13 protein-coding genes and 2 pseudogenes are annotated in these 16,324 nt (G+C 45.9%); 9 read left to right on the forward strand and 6 right to left on the reverse strand.

What is annotated here, in order from left to right:
- Nucleotides 1–72 precede the first annotated feature (72 nt).
- A pseudogene (locus tag J7529_RS19355) lies at nt 73–5,377 on the forward strand (AAA family ATPase).
- A gap of 54 nt (nt 5,378–5,431) precedes the next feature.
- Here the strand turns inward: J7529_RS19355 and J7529_RS19360 are convergent.
- The gene (locus J7529_RS19360) at nt 5,432–6,073 is read right to left on the reverse strand and encodes a TetR/AcrR family transcriptional regulator (RefSeq protein WP_271940325.1); all 642 of its coding nucleotides are present in this window, start codon (nt 6,071–6,073) and stop codon (nt 5,432–5,434) included.
- Nucleotides 6,074–6,217: 144 nt separating this feature from the next.
- On the opposite strand from J7529_RS19360, the gene J7529_RS19365 reads away from it, so the two are divergent.
- From J7529_RS19365 to J7529_RS19370, 3 genes and pseudogenes are all read left to right on the forward strand, one after another.
- On the forward strand, nt 6,218–7,147 hold the full coding sequence (locus J7529_RS19365; protein ID WP_318730335.1) for an SDR family NAD(P)-dependent oxidoreductase: 930 nt from the start codon (nt 6,218–6,220) through the stop codon (nt 7,145–7,147).
- 92 nt (nt 7,148–7,239) lie between these two features.
- Nucleotides 7,240–7,398, forward strand: a pseudogene (locus J7529_RS24825) (RNA-directed DNA polymerase); the annotation flags it as partial.
- Nucleotides 7,399–7,409: 11 nt separating this feature from the next.
- Nucleotides 7,410–7,652 (forward strand): class I SAM-dependent methyltransferase, encoded by a 243-nt coding sequence (locus J7529_RS19370; RefSeq protein ID WP_413038933.1) that lies wholly within the window; start codon nt 7,410–7,412, stop codon nt 7,650–7,652.
- A gap of 23 nt (nt 7,653–7,675) precedes the next feature.
- Here the strand turns inward: J7529_RS19370 and J7529_RS19375 are convergent, their stop codons facing one another.
- Nucleotides 7,676–8,140, reverse strand: coding sequence for an MEKHLA domain-containing protein (locus tag J7529_RS19375; RefSeq protein WP_318730337.1), 465 nt, complete (start codon nt 8,138–8,140; stop codon nt 7,676–7,678).
- Between the two features lie 59 nt (nt 8,141–8,199).
- Here J7529_RS19375 and J7529_RS19380 point away from each other — a divergent pair, with 59 nt between their 5' ends.
- Nucleotides 8,200–9,117 (forward strand): ion channel, encoded by a 918-nt coding sequence (locus tag J7529_RS19380; RefSeq protein ID WP_318730338.1) that lies wholly within the window; start codon nt 8,200–8,202, stop codon nt 9,115–9,117.
- A gap of 118 nt (nt 9,118–9,235) precedes the next feature.
- On the opposite strand, the gene J7529_RS19385 is transcribed toward J7529_RS19380, so the two are convergent.
- Nucleotides 9,236–10,612 (reverse strand): proton extrusion protein PcxA, encoded by a 1,377-nt coding sequence (locus J7529_RS19385; protein WP_318730339.1) that lies wholly within the window; start codon nt 10,610–10,612, stop codon nt 9,236–9,238.
- Between the two features lie 73 nt (nt 10,613–10,685).
- On the opposite strand from J7529_RS19385, the gene J7529_RS19390 reads away from it, so the two are divergent.
- The 4 genes from J7529_RS19390 to J7529_RS19405 all read left to right on the forward strand — a co-directional run bounded on the left by J7529_RS19390 (nt 10,686) and on the right by J7529_RS19405 (nt 14,504).
- A complete protein-coding gene (locus tag J7529_RS19390) occupies nt 10,686–12,812 on the forward strand; it encodes a hypothetical protein (protein ID WP_318730340.1) in 2,127 nt (708 codons plus the stop codon).
- 316 nt (nt 12,813–13,128) lie between these two features.
- Complete coding sequence (locus J7529_RS19395; RefSeq protein ID WP_318730341.1) at nt 13,129–13,938, forward strand: Uma2 family endonuclease; 810 nt, start codon at nt 13,129–13,131, stop codon at nt 13,936–13,938.
- 96 nt (nt 13,939–14,034) lie between these two features.
- Nucleotides 14,035–14,292, forward strand: coding sequence for a hypothetical protein (locus J7529_RS19400; protein WP_318730342.1), 258 nt, complete (start codon nt 14,035–14,037; stop codon nt 14,290–14,292).
- A complete protein-coding gene (locus J7529_RS19405) occupies nt 14,292–14,504 on the forward strand; it encodes a type II toxin-antitoxin system VapC family toxin (protein WP_271940334.1) in 213 nt (70 codons plus the stop codon). The genes J7529_RS19400 and J7529_RS19405 overlap by 1 nt, the downstream gene beginning before the upstream one ends.
- A gap of 6 nt (nt 14,505–14,510) precedes the next feature.
- Here J7529_RS19405 and J7529_RS19410 read toward each other — a convergent pair whose 3' ends face one another.
- The 3 genes from J7529_RS19410 to J7529_RS19420 form a co-directional block, all read right to left on the reverse strand.
- On the reverse strand, nt 14,511–14,720 hold the full coding sequence (locus tag J7529_RS19410; RefSeq protein WP_318730343.1) for a hypothetical protein: 210 nt from the start codon (nt 14,718–14,720) through the stop codon (nt 14,511–14,513).
- Nucleotides 14,704–15,099 carry a hypothetical protein gene (locus J7529_RS19415; protein WP_318730344.1) on the reverse strand — a complete coding sequence of 132 codons (396 nt, stop codon included), beginning with the start codon at nt 15,097–15,099 and terminating at the stop codon, nt 14,704–14,706. The genes J7529_RS19410 and J7529_RS19415 overlap by 17 nt, the downstream gene beginning before the upstream one ends.
- Before the next feature lie 9 nt (nt 15,100–15,108).
- A partial coding sequence (locus J7529_RS19420; protein WP_318730345.1) for an RHS repeat-associated core domain-containing protein occupies nt 15,109–16,324 on the reverse strand: 1,216 nt, incomplete at its 5' end.

The following is a 16,324-nucleotide window of genomic DNA, read 5'->3' on the forward strand; positions in this document are numbered from 1 at the left end:
GAAGTAAACTATACTTCTGAATAGAACAAAGGTCTTCTTTGGCGATCGCTATCCCTAATAAAGACTAGACCAATGACTCCAACACTTCCCGGCTATCAAATTGGACAAAACATATATGAAGGAGAACGAACCCTAGTCTATCAAGGAACACGCCTATCCGACTCCCTAAACGTCGTGATCAAATTGTTACGCAACTCCTACCCCAGTTTTAGAGTATGTCATTTCTAAAAACCTGAACTCAACTGGCATTGTCGTTCCCCTAAGCTTGGAGTGCTATGGTAAGGGTTACGCCTTGGTTATGCCCGAGGAAGGGGCTATCTCTCTCGACAAAGTAGTCGCAAAAGAGCACTTCTTAGACCTAGGAAACTGTTTAGATATCGCCATCCAACTCGCTGAAATTTTACAGGAGCTAGATCGGCAACAAGTTATTCATAAAGATATTAAACCAGCAAATATCCTGATTCAACCCGAAACCCAAAAAGTTAAATTAATTGATTTCAGCATCGCCTCCCTACTACCTCGTGAAGCGCAAGAAATCAAAAACTTCAACGTCCTAGAAGGAACCCTAGCCTACATTTCCCCCGAACAAACCGGTCGCATGAATCGAGGCATAGACTACCGCAGTGACTTCTATTCTTTGGGGGTAACCTTATACCAACTGCTCACCGGAACCTTACCCTTCAGCAGTAACGACCCAATGGAATTAGTACATTGCCATATTTCCCAACCGCCCATACCGCCAGCAGAAGTAGAAAATAACGTATCAAAGATAGAGATCCCGCCAGTAGTTTCAGAGCTGGTGATGAAATTAATGGCTAAAAATGCAGAAGAGCGATATCAGAGTGCCTTAGGATTAAAATTTGACCTGGAAAACTGTTTGAAACAATGGCAAGAAAGGGGTGAAATAGAAGCCTTTGACTTGGCAAGTAGGGATATTGCTGGTCGCTTCCTCATTCCCGAAAAACTCTACGGACGAGAAGCCGAAGTTGAGACCTTACTAGCCGCCTTCGAGCGGGTAGCCCAAGGGCAGACAGAAATAATGCTTGTTGCCGGGTTTTCCGGCATTGGCAAAACCGCCGTCGTCCACGAAGTACACAAACCAATTGTTCGACAGCGTGGCTATTTCATCAAAGGAAAATTCGACCAATTCAACCGCAATATTCCCTTTAGCGCCTTCGTACAAGCATTCCGGGATTTGATGCAACAGCTCTTAGCAGAATCTGATGCTCAGGTAGCCCAGTGGCAGAGCGCAATTCTTGCCGCTTTAGGCGAAAATGGGCAAGTGATTATTGAGGTGATTCCCGAGTTAGAGCTATTGATTGGCAAACAGCCCTCGGTGCCCGAACTCTCTGGAAATGCAGCCCAAAATCGCTTTAACTTATTATTTCAGAAATTTATTCAAGTTTTTACCACTCCTGAGCATCCCTTAGTCATTTTCCTAGATGACCTACAGTGGTCTGACTCGGGATCTCTGCAATTGATACAACTACTCATGGGCGAGAGCGAGACGGGCTATCTGCTATTGCTAGGAGCCTATCGGGATAATGAGGTCTATCCTGCCCACCCGCTGAGGCTGACTCTAGAAGAAATTGTCAAATCGGGAGCAATTATTAATACTATAACTCTCGCTCCTTTAAGGGGAGTCGATCTCAATGGCTTGGTCGCAGATACTCTAAGCTGTAGCCAAGAATTGGCTTGGCTTTTAACGAAACTAGTCTATCAAAAAACCAAGGGAAACCCCTTTTTTGCCACCCAGTTTATCAAGGGATTGCACGAAGATGGGTTGATTGCTTTTGACCGCGATCAAGGTTATTGGCACTGCGACCTGACCGAAGTGCGGCAGTTGGCACTGACAGAAGATGTAGTAGAGTTTATGGCTTCTCGGCTACACAAGCTTCCCGTTGCCACCCAGGAGATTTTGAAGTTAGCTTCTTGTATCGGCGATCGCTTTGATTTGCAGACTTTGGCGATTGTTAGCGAACTCGAGCAGATGGAAGTGGCAACATCCTTGTGGGGGGCACTGCAAGAGGGGTTGGTTTTGCCCCTAGGCCAGACGTATAAGTTTTTTCAAGAAGCGAACCGGGATGAAAGAATGCCGAATGAGGAGATCTCGGTAAGCTATAAGTTTCTGCACGATCGCGTTCAACAAGCTGCCTATTCTCTGATTCCAGAGGATCGCAAACAACTTACCCATTACCACATCGGACAACTGTTGCTCCAACAGATTCCCCCAGAAGAGCGAGCTGAGAAAATTTTCGATCTCGTCGGTCAATTAAACTATGGAATCGATTTAATCGCCGACCAAAAGCAACGCGATGAACTGGCGCAATTGAATTTAATCGCCGGGAAAAAAGCAAAAGACTCAACTGCTTATGTTGCCGCCAACAACTACCTAACCACAGGACTCTCCTTACTGGCCGGCAATAGCTGGCAGTCTCAATATATCCTAACCCTCCATCTGCACGAAGCAGCCGCAGAAGCAGCCTACTTCAACGGCAGCTATGAGAAAACAGACTCTCTAGTCGAGGTTGTCGTCAAAAATGCTAAAAGTTTGCCGGAAAAAGCTCGGGTTTACGAAATACAAATGCAGATGAATTTGGGGCGAAATAAAATGCAAGAAGCGATTGATATTGGACTCAAAGTCTTGAATCTGCTCGATATCGAGCTGGTAGATACCCTGTCTGAAAATCGGAGCCTAGAATATTTTCAGAACTTGCCAACTATGACCGATCCAGCCCAGCTTGCAGGTATGCGAATTTTAGGGGGTTTATGGTCGGCGGCATATATAGCCAATCCCGCTTTGATGCCCAAAGTCATTACAACAATGGTACAACTGGCATCTGAAGGCGGCAATTCGCCCCAATCAGCGTTTGGCTATTCTCTGTATGGAATGTTACTCTCTGGCGGTCAAGTTGATATCGAACGGGGTTATCAATTTGGCCAGACCGGATTACGAATTTTAGAGCAATTTGCAGACATCCAATTTAGCTCGAAAGTCTGTCTGCTGTTTAATGTATTTACACGCCACTGGAAAGATTATCCAGGAATGGCCATTCCGGCTTTACAGCAAGGTATTGAAATGGGTTTAGAAGCGGGAGATATTGAATATGCTTGTTATTGTGCTTTATCTTCTTGTTTTATCCCATTTTTAATTGGAGAGAATTTGCAAAATCTTCGTCCTCGCCAGCAAGCTTATATGACTTTTGTGGGACAAATGAAGCAAGATTTTCAGTTTAATGGAACCAAGATTTGGGGACAAATTCTCTTAAATTTTTTAGGGGAATTTAAGCAATCACCAGAGCTGCTGGTTGGTGAATTATTTGATGAACGGGAAATGTTTCCTGTTTTCAAGAGAACTCAAAATTTCACCCTTTTATTCTGGGCGAATTTCGGTAAGGCTATGTTAGCTTATCTATTGGGCAATTATGACGGTGCATTGACCTATTCACGAGAAGCAAAACAATATGAGGCAACAGTAGCGGGAATGTTTTGTGTTGCCCGTAATGATTTCTATTACATCTTGTCGATCCTCGCTGACTTAGACAACCTTAAAGGAGAAGATGAGAAAGTGCGAGGTTTGGAGCAGATCCAAGCCAGCCAAGACAATTTGAAGTTGTGGGTTAAACATTGTCCTGGGAATTTCCAGCATAACGACACGCTCATTGAGGCAGAAAAATCAAGGCGATTGAAAGATTATGCTGGCGCGATCGCTCTGTACGATCGCGCCATAGCCGGAGCGAAAGAAAACGAATACATCCAAGAAGAAGCCCTAGCCAACGAACTGGCAGCCAAATTCTACTTAGATTGGGACAAAGAAAAAATTGCCCAAGTCTATATGACTGATGCCTACTACTGCTACGCCCGCTGGGGAGCCAAGGCTAAGACGGACCAACTCGAAGAAAAATATCCCCAACTGCTTTCTGCCATTCTGCAACAGCCCCGTTTGCAGTTCCCGAGCGGTCAAACCCTGACGAACACTTTGACGCAAACGGCGGGTTCGACTAGCAGCACGACTAGCTCGATGCTGGATTGGGCAACGGCGATGAAAGCATCTCAGTCCCTATCGAGCGAAATGCACCTGGATAAACTGGTCTCGACGTTAATGAAAGCAGCGATGGAAAATGCTGGAGCAGATGGCGCTATTCTGCTTTTACAGCAACCTGAAAGTTGGCAGTTTGTAGCTCGATGCTCGAGAGAAAACTGTGATTTGTACTCAAACCAGGTAGCAGACGAAACCGCTCTGCCGACAAGCATCATTAATAAAGTCAAACACAGCCAAGAAGCAATTATTATTAACGACTTCTCTTGCGATACCCAGTTTGCCGGCGACCCCTATCTGCTACAAGAACAACCAAAAAGCTTCCTATGCGTGCCCATCCTCAATCAAGGTAAGCTGATTGGTATCCTCTATCTGGAAAATCATCTGGCTGTAGGAGCGTTTACAAGCGATCGCGTGGAAGTGCTCTCTATGCTCTGTTCCCAAGCCGCTATATCTCTGGAAAATGCTCGTCTCTACGAACAAGCACAACAGGCTCTCAAAGACTTACAAGAAGCCCAACTGCAATTGGTACAAAGCGAGAAAATGTCGGCTTTGGGTAATTTAGTGGCAGGAGTAGCCCACGAAATTAATAATCCCGTGGGATTTATTGCCGGAAATATAGAACCAGCGCGAGATTACCTGGAAGATTTGCTTGGACTCCTTGACCTTTATCAGCAAGAATATCCACAGCCAAGCGAAGCAATAGAAGAAGAAATAGAAGCGATAGATTTAGAGTTTCTTACAGAAGACTTACCGCAACTGATTACTTCAATGCAAGAAGGAACGGATCGCATCCGCCATATCAGCAATTCTTTACGGACATTTTCGCGCACAGATAAGGAGTATAAAGTCCCGTTTAACTTGCATGAAGGTCTCGACAGCACATTGCTGATTCTCAAACATCGCCTGAAAGCCAACGAGGAGCGTCCGGCAATTGAAATTGTCAAAGACTATGGAGAGTTGCCAGAAGTGCAATGTTTTCCGGGGCAACTGAACCAAGTATTTATGAATTTGATGGCTAATGCCATTGATGCATTAGATGAGGGCAACCAAGGATGCAGTTTTGATGAGATTGCTAATCAGATCAAGATTACCACCTCAGCAACGGTAGAAAAGGTGATTGTCACAATTGCTGATAATGGTATGGGGATGCCAGAAGAAGTGAGAGAACGGATCTTCGAGCAAGGATTTACAACTAAGGCAGTGGGTAAAGGTACGGGTTTGGGAATGGCGATCGCTCAATCAATTATCGCTCAAAAACATGGTGGTAAGATTACCTGTACGTCTCAATTGGGCAAAGGCACTCAGTTGGAGATCTCCATACCCATTGGGAACTAACCCGTTGATTCTAGAGTGTATACCATAGCCCAAAGATGAGATCGCGATCGCAGCTCAGTTGACCATGATCCCTGTGATATAGGCTACCATCATCTGCTCCATCTGGCTTTCAAAGTCGAAATGCAACCTCTCCAGTCCTTCAAACTGTGCCAGCTTGCGCATGGGAGCTGCTGGGTTGGCCATGGGCCAAAGACCCGCAGTCATTACACCAGAGGTAAATGCGATCTGCCCTGCCACATCTTCATCTACACCGGACAGGCAGTCGGCAATCACCTGAGCAATCTCATCCATCTGTGACAGGCTACCGAGCTTAATATCTCGGATTTTTTCCAGATCGACATTGTGCTCAAAAAGTGTTGAAGACAGGCTCAGAAGATCGCACAGAAACGATTGTGTGGCATATTGTTGCGCGATGATTTTAGCAAACTCCCGGGCAGTCAGTGTTCTGCCAGCCGTCGCCTCTTTGAACGCTGTGACAAACGCGCCAGTCTCTTCTGTCATCAGTGTCATCAAGATTTCTTCCCTACTGCCGAAATAGCGGTAGAGGTTGGATTTATTGACCTCAGCGCGGCGACCCAACTCATTCAGCGACCAATTCAGAATGCCATGCTCTGCACAAAGTTCACGGGCCTTGGCCAAAATCCCCGCCCTGCGCTCTGCCTTTTGCTCCGTTTGCCTTGCCCGTTTGAACGTCATGATTCACACCTCTTTGCTAATCAAACTCTTTACAGATTAGAGCGTTCTCGATAAACTCAAATTTAAGAGACTAACAGTCTTTAAACAAGAGCCTGATGGTTTTATATTTAGCAAAACACCCGACACCGCTCATTTGAGGACATTATGAAACGCCCCTCTGGAAATCTTTGGATTGATACATTCTTCCCGCGAAAATCGACCAAGATGGTTCCTGATCGAAACCTGACAGGTAAAACCGTTGTCTTCACTGGTGGCACGGATGGTATGGGGCGCATTGCCCTTGAGCGCCTCGCCTCTATGGGAGCGGACATTCACCTAGTAGCGCGAAACCCGCAGAAGACCACGCAGGTTGTTTCGGAAGTCAGGGCCAAGGGATATTCTGGTGCGCTTTCTACTGTCGCGTGCGATCTGAGTGTGCTGGATAATGTGCGTCAGGCTGCGGCAGAGATCCTGAAGAAATGTGAGCAGATCGATCTGCTGATAAACTGTGCTGGCGGCAACATCACAGAGAGACGACTATCCTCCGAGGGCTATGAGCTAAACTTTGTTGTCAATTATCTCAGCCCGTTCCTGCTAACAGAACTTCTTCTGGAGCGGGTGCAATCCACCCCTAAAGCTCGAATCATCAACCTGACCTCAGCGACTCAGCAATATGGCCACCTCGATCTAGAGGATCTCCACCGCGAAAAGAAATGGTCTATTTTCTCGACTTATGCACAAGCAAAGCTCTGTATGATAATGCACGCCGAAGATGTCGCCAAACGCTTGCAAGGTAGTGATGTAACCATCAACTGTCTGAACCCCGGATACATCCAGAGCAATCTGGGTCGGAACCTGAAAGGTTTTGAGCGATTGTTCACCAATCTTTTTGGTCGCCTGGCCGCACCTGTTTGGGTTGGTGGTGAACGCATCGTGGCTGTGGCTCTGGATGAGAGATACGATGGTGTATCCGGAAAATTCATCTATGAAGACACCTTCATGATGCCAAACCCTGAAACCCGTGAAACCGAGAAAGTCCAACAAATCCTGAACCTGTCCTTTGAAATGACAGGTCTCACCCGACCACAGGGGTAGGGCGAACAGATGTCTTTCTTCGATCGCACCCATACTTGGGTGCGTGGCGAGGGGATCGAGATGGCGGTCCTCTCCGTAGTTGGATTGGCACTAATGCACTAGAACCCGAATGGGAAGCGGTGTTTGAAGCTCATTCCTATGGCTTCCGATCTGGAAGGGGTTGTCATGATGCCATCGAACAATGCTTTTTAAGATTAACAAAAGGCAAGAATCGGTACGGCTATTGTGAAAAGGACTCTTGGGTATTAGATGTTGGTGGCGGTTGGGGGCCCTAACCGAACATGCGGGACGACAAGGCATTGAGGTCACCTCTTTAACCATTTCCCAAGAATCAATGTCGTTCTTGACTAACTTGATCGAGCAGTTGCAGTTACCTTGTCAAGTCATCCAGCAGAACTTTTTAGAGTATGAACTGGAGACCGAACAGCGATATGATGCGATCGCTATCCTCGGAGTCATGGAGCATTTACCCGATTACGAAGCCGTTTTAGAGCGATGCTCATAACAGCGAAAACAGCTCTCTATCTCCTACAGAAAATGATAGTCAGAAAACATAGCTGCTTGTCCTTGATAGTTGTGTTGTTGATCTAGAAGATTCCAAATCACTCCATTTTTAATCAAAAAGCGCTTCCCTGTACTTGATATTCGCACTCCACAATAACTCGTTACATACCCTTTAGTAGCCGTTTCAGTGAGTATGCGAGTTCGCTCCTCTTGAGCTATAGATTCCGCCGTATAGCGAGACGGTGTTTGTCTTAACTCATTCCAGCTTAATTCCCATAACTTTAAACTTTGACGATTACCATAATTAAAAATTGGATCGGCTTCCGTACCATGGGAAAGAACAACAAAGGGAGCTTCAAATAACTGTTGTGCCAGGTCTATCGGTGCTTGATTCATATTCAACAAAGGAGAACCGAGCCAGTGCTGATAACTGTTAAGAATCAGTTGAGTCTGATCAATAACGATTTGTTCTTGCCAAGGAAAGTCCATGAAAGCGCTGTTTTTACTTTTATAATAGATTCTATACACTCTACCATCTGGCTCATCCTATGATCAATAAACCCCAGAAAAAACGTGTCTTAAAGCAGTTGAGGAAAAAAACAGGCAAAGTCAATTTCATTCAACTGATAGAACATTATCCCCATTGGAGTGATTTATATCATGGGTTGCTATCCATGGATTGGGTGCAGTTTTTTGGGTTAATTTTTATTTTATATTTGATCACCAATGTCCTATTTGCTTTTGCCTATTTAGTCGGAGGAAATGGTATTGCTAATGCCCAACCGGGTTCCTTTGCTGATGCCTTTTTTTTTAGTGTCCAAACTTTGACAACTATTGGTTATGGTGCGTTTTATCCAACGACGTTATACACTCATATTATCGTTACCATTGAAGCCTTATTTGGCTTATTAGGATTTGCGGTAGCTACGGGGTTATTGTTTGCCCGATTTTCTAAACCAACCGCACGGGTTTTGTTTAGCGAAGTAGCGGTGATTACCCCTTATAATGGAGTCCCAACTTTAATGTTTCGGATGGCGAATCAACGCAGCCATTGGATTGTAGAAGCACAAGTCAGAGTGAGTGTTTTATTGCCCCAAGAAATAACTCCAGAAGGTCATAGCTTACGGCGAATTGTAGATATTAATTTAGTGAGATCGGAAAATCCGTTCTTGGTACTCAGTTGGATGATTATGCATCCGATTGATGAACACAGCCCATTTTACCATTATGGGTTTACGCCAGAGAAGATTCAGGAGTGGCAACCAGAAGTGATTATTTCACTCACTGGATTAGATGAAACTGTCTCCCAAAGTATCCATTCCCGTTATTGGTATCATCCCGAGGATATCCGATGTAATGTGGCGTTTGTGAATGTGGTTTCAATGGATAAAAAAGGAACACGCTGTATTGATTATACCCATTTTCATGATGTGGAACCCTTAGGAAATGGGGGCATGGGGGGATAGGGAGATTACTAGACTTCTTGCAGAAGGTGAGGGAATAGGGAATAGGGAATAGGGGTAAGAATGCAGGATTACTCCATTGCCATTTATTCAATTATGCAAGAGGTCTACTGATCGCCCATTATTCATTCATTTCTTTATAGGTGGCAACGGAAGACGGGGAAATACGGTTCAGGTAACGGAAAATCCAATACTTAAAGACGGTATCTAGGATAACGGGAAAGGTGGCGATAAACAGGAAGATAAATTCTCGACTTTCGGGAAGTCCGAAATGCCGGGATAAACCTTCGAGAATGACTTCCCAACCATGGGGAGAGTGGAACCCAACGAACATATCCGTAAAGAGGATAATAATGAAGGCTTTGGCACTATCACTTAAGCCATAAACTAAGTCATCCATGAAGGATTTGAGAACAGTGATTTCTCGCTTGCTGGTATAAATCACCCAGCCAAAAGCAACAAAGGCAAAAAAATCAGAAAAGATGTTTTTCACTGCATCTGAGCTTGCGGTTCTAAACTCTTCTTGAATTTCTTCTGCCTTATGATGCAGTTCTTTTTTAATTTCCTCTGGGCTGAGTTCAGGAAGATCGCCAATGAGCATCTCAAATTTAAGCTTGCTTTCAAATTTCTCTAATTCCATGAAGGCTTCTGCCTCCATATCTTCATTGAGGAAAACTGAAACCTGTTCGCGTTCTTTGAATTTATCAACAATGGGACCGACAATGAAGTTGCTGGCAATTTGTTGGGTGAGCAGGGGAATCAGGAAAGCCAGTAAAATAAAGCGCAGGGAAATAATGGTTTTAAATTTTGAAATCCGAAATCGATTCAGTAATTCTTCTTCGGTTTTGGGATCGAGTTCTTTTTGGACTCGTTTGAATGTTCCTAAAATGGTACGGGGCAGAAAACTGGATTGATCGGAAATGGTTTCAGCGTTGGTGATTTCTTCGACGGTAGGTCTTGGTGGCGGGATGTTTTTGGATGGATTAGGTTTGCGAGATTGGGGGTTGGGTATGGTTAAGGATTGAGATGGATCGACGGGAATAACTGCTTGAGAATTGGAGGGGATTGGGCTATTGTTCCCTTGAGCATTATATCGACTTAAGATTTGATCGATGGTGTTGAGTTTTTCTAGGGTAAGTTGGGAGTCTTCAATGGGATTTTTGTCGAGATTTATGGCGTTAGATTGCCAGAGACTATTAGCTAATTTCCGAGAGGAAGAATTAACGAATAATCGGCTGGTATTGAATTCGGATAAACGAATGCGAGCGGTGTTTAAGTTATTGGCTAATTCGCGCTTAAAATAGGACTGAACTGTGTTATTATATTGTTGGGAATCAATAACAATCTTCTGTCCCGCAAAGTATTCCTCTTCGATCGCCTGAATTTTCAGCACAGCTTCGTAGGCATCATCTAAGGCGCGATCGGGGGTTTGCCAGAACCAGCGGTTGAGAAAGCGAAAGGAAGATTGGAATTTTTGCCAGGGAGAGCCTTTAGCCATGTTATTCCAGAAAACGAGCGAGCAAATAGACTTCAATGACCAGCGCCTGGCGCTATGAATGGTATCTTATCAAATGTCTTCTGAGTCGTGTAGCGTGTCTTTAGATTCTCTTTGGATAGTGGGCCCGTCCCGCAGTGGTAAAACCCGTCGTCTGGTTGAGTATATCGGTGAGCAAGTCTGGCCGCAACTCGATTCTGACTCGACGGCCAACCTGATGATTTTGGTGTTTGCGGCAACGGGGGATAATCGTTTAGATTTGGACGATCGCCTCACCCGCTTAGACCCCCCTAGAGGTGGACTGTTAAGCCAAACCACCACCCCCCTAGGGTTCTGCCTCAATCAAGTGAGCTTATTTTGGCCCCAATTAATGCAGCAATTGGAGATAGAATCCCAATTCCCAATGCGCCTGCGTCCAGAAACGGAGCAAGAATGGGCAAGTATTCTCTGGCAAGACGATTTAGACAGTGGAGCCTTAAGTTTAGAAGGGGTATCCCCCGTGCGCTTGGTGCGGCAACTGTTAGATACTTGGGCCCTAGCGGCTGCCAGTGGTGTGGCGATCGCCGATATCCCCCTAATTCTCGAACAAGGAGAACTGGGAAGCCTGGCCAAAAGTCCCGATATTTGGCCCAATATTGGCGTTGCCCTGGAGCAGTGGCGCACTTGGTGTTTAACCCATGGCTTTCTCACCTACGGACTGGCGCTCGATCTGTATGGACAACATCTGATTGGCGATCGCCATTACCAAACCTATCTCCTTCAACGCTATCAGAGTCTGTGCGCCGATGATGTCGATGAATATCCCGCCATCATGCGCTATCTATTTGAGCTATTTCTAGATCGAGACCGCACCAGTTTATTCACCTACAACCCAGATGGCGGTATTCGCGTTGGTCTCAATGCCGACCCCCAGTACATCGCCCAAATTGCCCGACGCTGCCACATTGAAGATCTCGGAAATCGCCCTAACCTAGGACTGGCAGGAACACTCGACCTGGACGAAATCGAACAAGTCATTAACCCGCTATTTGCTGAACCTGTTCAGCTTCCTCCAGAACAGATCCAATCACTCTCTACCATCTCGCGATCGCAACTTTTACGGGAAACGGCCGAAACCATCATTGATGCCATTCACAACCAGCACATCCCCCCCCAAGACATCGCCATCATCGCCCCAGGATTAGACGACATTGCCCGCTATACCCTAATTCACATCCTCAACCAAGCCGATATTTCCCTGCGTCCGCTTAACGAACAGCGCCCCCTGATCGCCTCCCCCTTGATCCGCGCTCTGCTCACCCTACTGACCTTGGTGTATCCAGGCTTGGGGCGACTGGTAAACCGAGAGGCGATCGCCGAAATGCTCATCTTTCTCAGCCATCCCCTGCTCGGAACCGCCCAACCCAACCAACCTCCTCCCTACTGGATCGACCCCGTGCGAGCCGGTCTGATCGCCGATCACTGCTACGTTCCCGATCCCGATCATCCCCACCTGCTCGACATCCAAGTTTTTGACCGATGGGATCGTCTAGGCTATCGTCCCAGCACCGCCTACAACCAAATCCGAACCTGGATCGAAACTCAAAAAGAAGGACGCTCCCAACGCCTGCTGACCACTCCCCTGATTTTCCTCGATCGCGCCATTACCCGGTTTTTCCTCAACCATACCCTGCCCTACGACCAACTGGCCGCTATCCGCGAACTGATGGAAACCGCCCATCATTACTGGCAGATCCATCATCGCTTGCATCCCAACCACTCTCCCCTAGCACAATTTATCCAACTGCTGCGCCAAGGGGCGATCGCTGCGAACCCCTACCCTGTCCGACCCACCGGCCCCAAAGCCAACAGCGTCACCCTAGCCACCATTTTCCAATACCGTTCCAGTCGCTACACTCACCGATGGCACTTTTGGCTCGATGCCAGTTCCCCTCTCTGGCTTAAAGGTGGAGCCGCTAATTTATGGGCCGCTCCCCTCTTTTTGCAGCACCGTTTAGGCCAACCTTGGACAGTTGAACATACCCAAGAAGCCGATGAAGAACGACTCAGACGCATCCTACTCGATTTACTCACTCGCGTGGAAGAGCGTCTTTATCTATGCCATAGCGATCTAGCCGTCAATGGTACAGAACAAACAGGGCCCTTGTTTGCTTTAGTGAGCGCCAGCCATGAGTTGAACGATCATGAATCCAATCAATTCTGACGATCGCTTCAGCACAACGACTGAGGGGAGTATATGGCAGCAAGCCTTAACCCTACTTTAGTAGAACTCAAGCAGTATAGCGCTTCGCGCTAGGCAATAGGCTTGCTTTGCAATAGCTTGTATGGCTTAGGTTCTAAGGCTTCAAGCTGTACCAGAGAGAAACGCTATAGATCCAGTCTCTCCCTGTGGGCGATCGCCAAGCTTTTTTCGGCTCCCGGATATGTTGAGGCTTCAATATACATTTAACCCAAGGGTATACTAGAAGAGATAAAATATAGAGTAACCAGGTACGGGAACAGTATTCAGGTAGAAAACGATGGTACAAGAATTGCTTTCTCAATCGCAAATTGACGCTCGACTCTACCCAGAAAGTGATGGCAAACCAATGGCCGATAATACAGTTCAATTTCGTTTAATTACCACCATTGTAGGAGGATTGTCGGCTCTGTTTCAAGAGCGAGACGATGTATTTGTTGTTGGGGATTTGTTGTGGTATCCCAGAAAGGCGGGAACGTTAACGGTAGTCGAACAAAGTTTACCGTTCAGCCAAGCGCCGGATATCATGGTGGTTTTCGGAGTAGAGAACAAAGATAGAGGTTCTTATAAGCAATGGGAAGAAGGAAATATAGTGCCTCAAGTGGCGATGGAGATCGTATCGCCGAGTAATAGTAAAGGAGAAATGGAGGATAAGTTTCGGTTTTACGATTACTATGGCGTGGAAGAATATTATGTCTATAATCCGCAACGGAATCAACTGCAAGGAGGGTTGAGACGTGGGGGTTTCTTAACAGAAATTCCTCAAATGGAGGGTTGGACAAGCCCTTTGTTGGGAGTGAGTTTTAGTACCTTGTCGCCAGAGTTGCAGGTGTTCGCGCCGACTGGGGAGGTGTTCGGAACTTATGAGGAGGTGGTGGTTGAGCGCGATCTCCAACGACAGGAAACCGAACGCCAACGACAGGAAACCGAACGCCAACGAGAAAGAGCAGATGGTGCGGAATTGGAGCGCGATCGCCAACGTCAGGAAACGGAACGCCAGCAGGAACGAGCTGAAAGTGCAGAATCCGATCTACAACAGCTACGGGAGAAACTGCGACAGTTGAATATCGATCCCGATTCTCTGTTGTAGTTGGTGGGAGCGATCGCCTCTTGGTAGAGCGACCCATCTCCATCTTCTGCCAGAAACGCCATATAATGAACAGAGAAAATGAACTGAGGGGAGTATATGGCAGGAAACCTTAACCCTACTCTAGTAGAACTCAAGCAGCAGATCCAGTATCTCCCTGTGGGAGATCGCCAAGCTTTACTGGAATGGCTGATTGAATTGTCACAAGAAGCTCCTCGTAATTCTACAGCACAGAAGAGAAAAATTAATCGGGCAGCCATACATCAAATCTGCGATCGCATCAGAAGTTTACCCGTTCGCGATGGGCGATCGGCGGAGGAAATCGTCGGCTACAATCATTGGGGAGGACTAGATTAGTGGTTATCGATCCCTCTGCTATCTTAGCCATTATGTATGCCGAACCCGAAGAGTCAACATTCCTAGACCTAATTGCCAGTAACGAAATTTGTCTGCTTTCGGCTCCCGGATATGTTGAGCTTTCAATTGTCTTAGGGACGCGATATGGTGAAGAAGGTAGAGAATATTTGGACAGATTACTCCAAGAATTAAAGTGCGATCGCACCACTTAGACTACTCTAGAATAAGACGCGATCGCCAACGACAGGAAACGGAACGCCAGCAGGAGCGAGCTGAAAGTGCAGAATCCGATCTACAGCAGCTACGGGAGAAACTGCGACAGTTGAATATCGATCCGGATTCTCTGTTGTAGTTGCTGGGAGCGATCGCAACAGTTCTGCTACTCTAGGATAGGGCGCGATCACACCTCCATTATTGGGAATCTTCATTTTTTCTTTGCAAAATTTTATCAGCCTCTCGATCGCCTTTTTCGGTTGTGATTAGGAAAGCTATATCACCCACACTAGGCTCTGTTCCTAATTGGCTCCATTCAGTGTCAATCCGATCTATAGCACTATCAATGTCTAAATTCCAGAGCTTGAATTCATATCCCTTTTCATTGTTACACTCAAAATCACCTAGTTCCATAAGTCCATTTTCTAGATATTCGCGAACTATTTCAAGTGTCATAACTTTCCTTTCATCTTCATTAGATTGTGGAAAAGCAAAACTTAATTTATAAATTATTTCCCAGATTCCCACATCATCTTGTGATGCTTCAAGAATTAGAAGTTCCCAAAATTTATACTTTAGAAATTTATTGTTCATTAAACTACCTCATGGATTGAATTTGACTTTACGTATGGCTGGAACACTTTTATTCTTACCAGCATCTAATGTTGCATTAGTATTGGGACTCTTTGACATCTTTTCGCGAACTCCAAATATGTCACCATTAGGAAGCTGGATCTGATGTCCTGGATAGGATGTTTTAGGACGGTACCATCCTCCTCCTGCTACACGAATCCTTTCAAGCATACGAAGAGCATCCTTTTTAGTTCCTTGAACTTCTCTAATAGATGGATCTTTTCCATTAGTTCCGTCTTTTCCAATAGGTTGTCCATTTGGATAAAAGATATCTTGAACACTTTGAGATGAGTGAAAAACATGACTAATAAAATCATCCAAGCTATTATCGCGTGGATGACCGGTATGAGTGGGAATTCGAGGTTGTGCCCGAGGGAAACTGAAGATGCGCCCTAACAAGCTCTCCTCTGGATCGCGAGGGCGAGGGGACTCTAGCTCGCGTATATCAACCCCAGGACCTTCTCCAAAACCACCAAGACGTTCTGGTGGGGGCGAGAAAACAATCATTGCTAAAGCAATGATAAGCAGAGCAGCTGCAATTGCCAAATAAGCGCCGCCAAGTACTATTGTACTAAAACCAGTTGGATCGATACCATTAACCGGATTCCCATGAGCATACAAATACTTATGCAACGTAATCGGTTCATTTAAACGTCCTTCATAAGTATCCCGTCGTGTAAACCTCCCCGTCGCCGTATCATAATACCGTTGCCTTAAATAATACTGCCCCAACTGCTCATCAAACTGCTCCCCAGCAAACAGATAATCATTCTCACTACTGCCAACCCTCTCAACCAAATTGCCATAAGCATCATACCAATACGCATCAGTCACCTCACCCCTACCATCAGTCAACCCTCGCGTACTACCCAACCCATCCACAAAATAGAACCAATCTTCCCCATTCCTCTGCTGAGAAATCAGATCCAAACCATACACATAACTCGCCACTTCCTCCCCATCCACAAACTCAGCCAACACCTGAGCGTAAGGACGATTCTTATCCAATAAAAAGCTAGTCTTCTCCCCAGCTACCGTCTGAGAAACACGAATATTATCATCATCATATTCAAACTCAACTCTCTCCCCATTCTCCTCAACCGCAATCAACCGATTTCGGTCATCCCAAACATAATTAACCGTCTCATTTCTCTCCGTGCGATAAAGTAAATTGCCATTATCATCA

Origin of the sequence: Roseofilum sp. Guam (assembly GCF_017746735.1) — a bacterium.
Classification (GTDB): domain Bacteria; phylum Cyanobacteriota; class Cyanobacteriia; order Cyanobacteriales; family Desertifilaceae; genus Roseofilum; species Roseofilum reptotaenium.

Excerpts from the sequence above, each read along its gene's own strand:
- J7529_RS19360 (WP_271940325.1), bottom strand. The coding sequence starts at position 6,073 with ATGACGTTCAAACGGGCAAGGCAAACGGAGCAAAAGGCAGAGCGCAGG.
- J7529_RS19365 (WP_318730335.1), top strand. The coding sequence starts at position 6,218 with ATGAAACGCCCCTCTGGAAATCTTTGGATTGATACATTCTTCCCGCGA.
- J7529_RS19375 (WP_318730337.1), bottom strand. The coding sequence starts at position 8,140 with ATGGACTTTCCTTGGCAAGAACAAATCGTTATTGATCAGACTCAACTG.
- J7529_RS19380 (WP_318730338.1), top strand. The coding sequence starts at position 8,200 with ATGATCAATAAACCCCAGAAAAAACGTGTCTTAAAGCAGTTGAGGAAA.
- J7529_RS19385 (WP_318730339.1), bottom strand. The coding sequence starts at position 10,612 with ATGGCTAAAGGCTCTCCCTGGCAAAAATTCCAATCTTCCTTTCGCTTT.
- J7529_RS19390 (WP_318730340.1), top strand. The coding sequence starts at position 10,686 with ATGTCTTCTGAGTCGTGTAGCGTGTCTTTAGATTCTCTTTGGATAGTG.
- J7529_RS19395 (WP_318730341.1), top strand. The coding sequence starts at position 13,129 with ATGGTACAAGAATTGCTTTCTCAATCGCAAATTGACGCTCGACTCTAC.
- J7529_RS19400 (WP_318730342.1), top strand. The coding sequence starts at position 14,035 with ATGGCAGGAAACCTTAACCCTACTCTAGTAGAACTCAAGCAGCAGATC.
- J7529_RS19410 (WP_318730343.1), bottom strand. The coding sequence starts at position 14,720 with ATGAAGATTCCCAATAATGGAGGTGTGATCGCGCCCTATCCTAGAGTA.
- J7529_RS19415 (WP_318730344.1), bottom strand. The coding sequence starts at position 15,099 with ATGAACAATAAATTTCTAAAGTATAAATTTTGGGAACTTCTAATTCTT.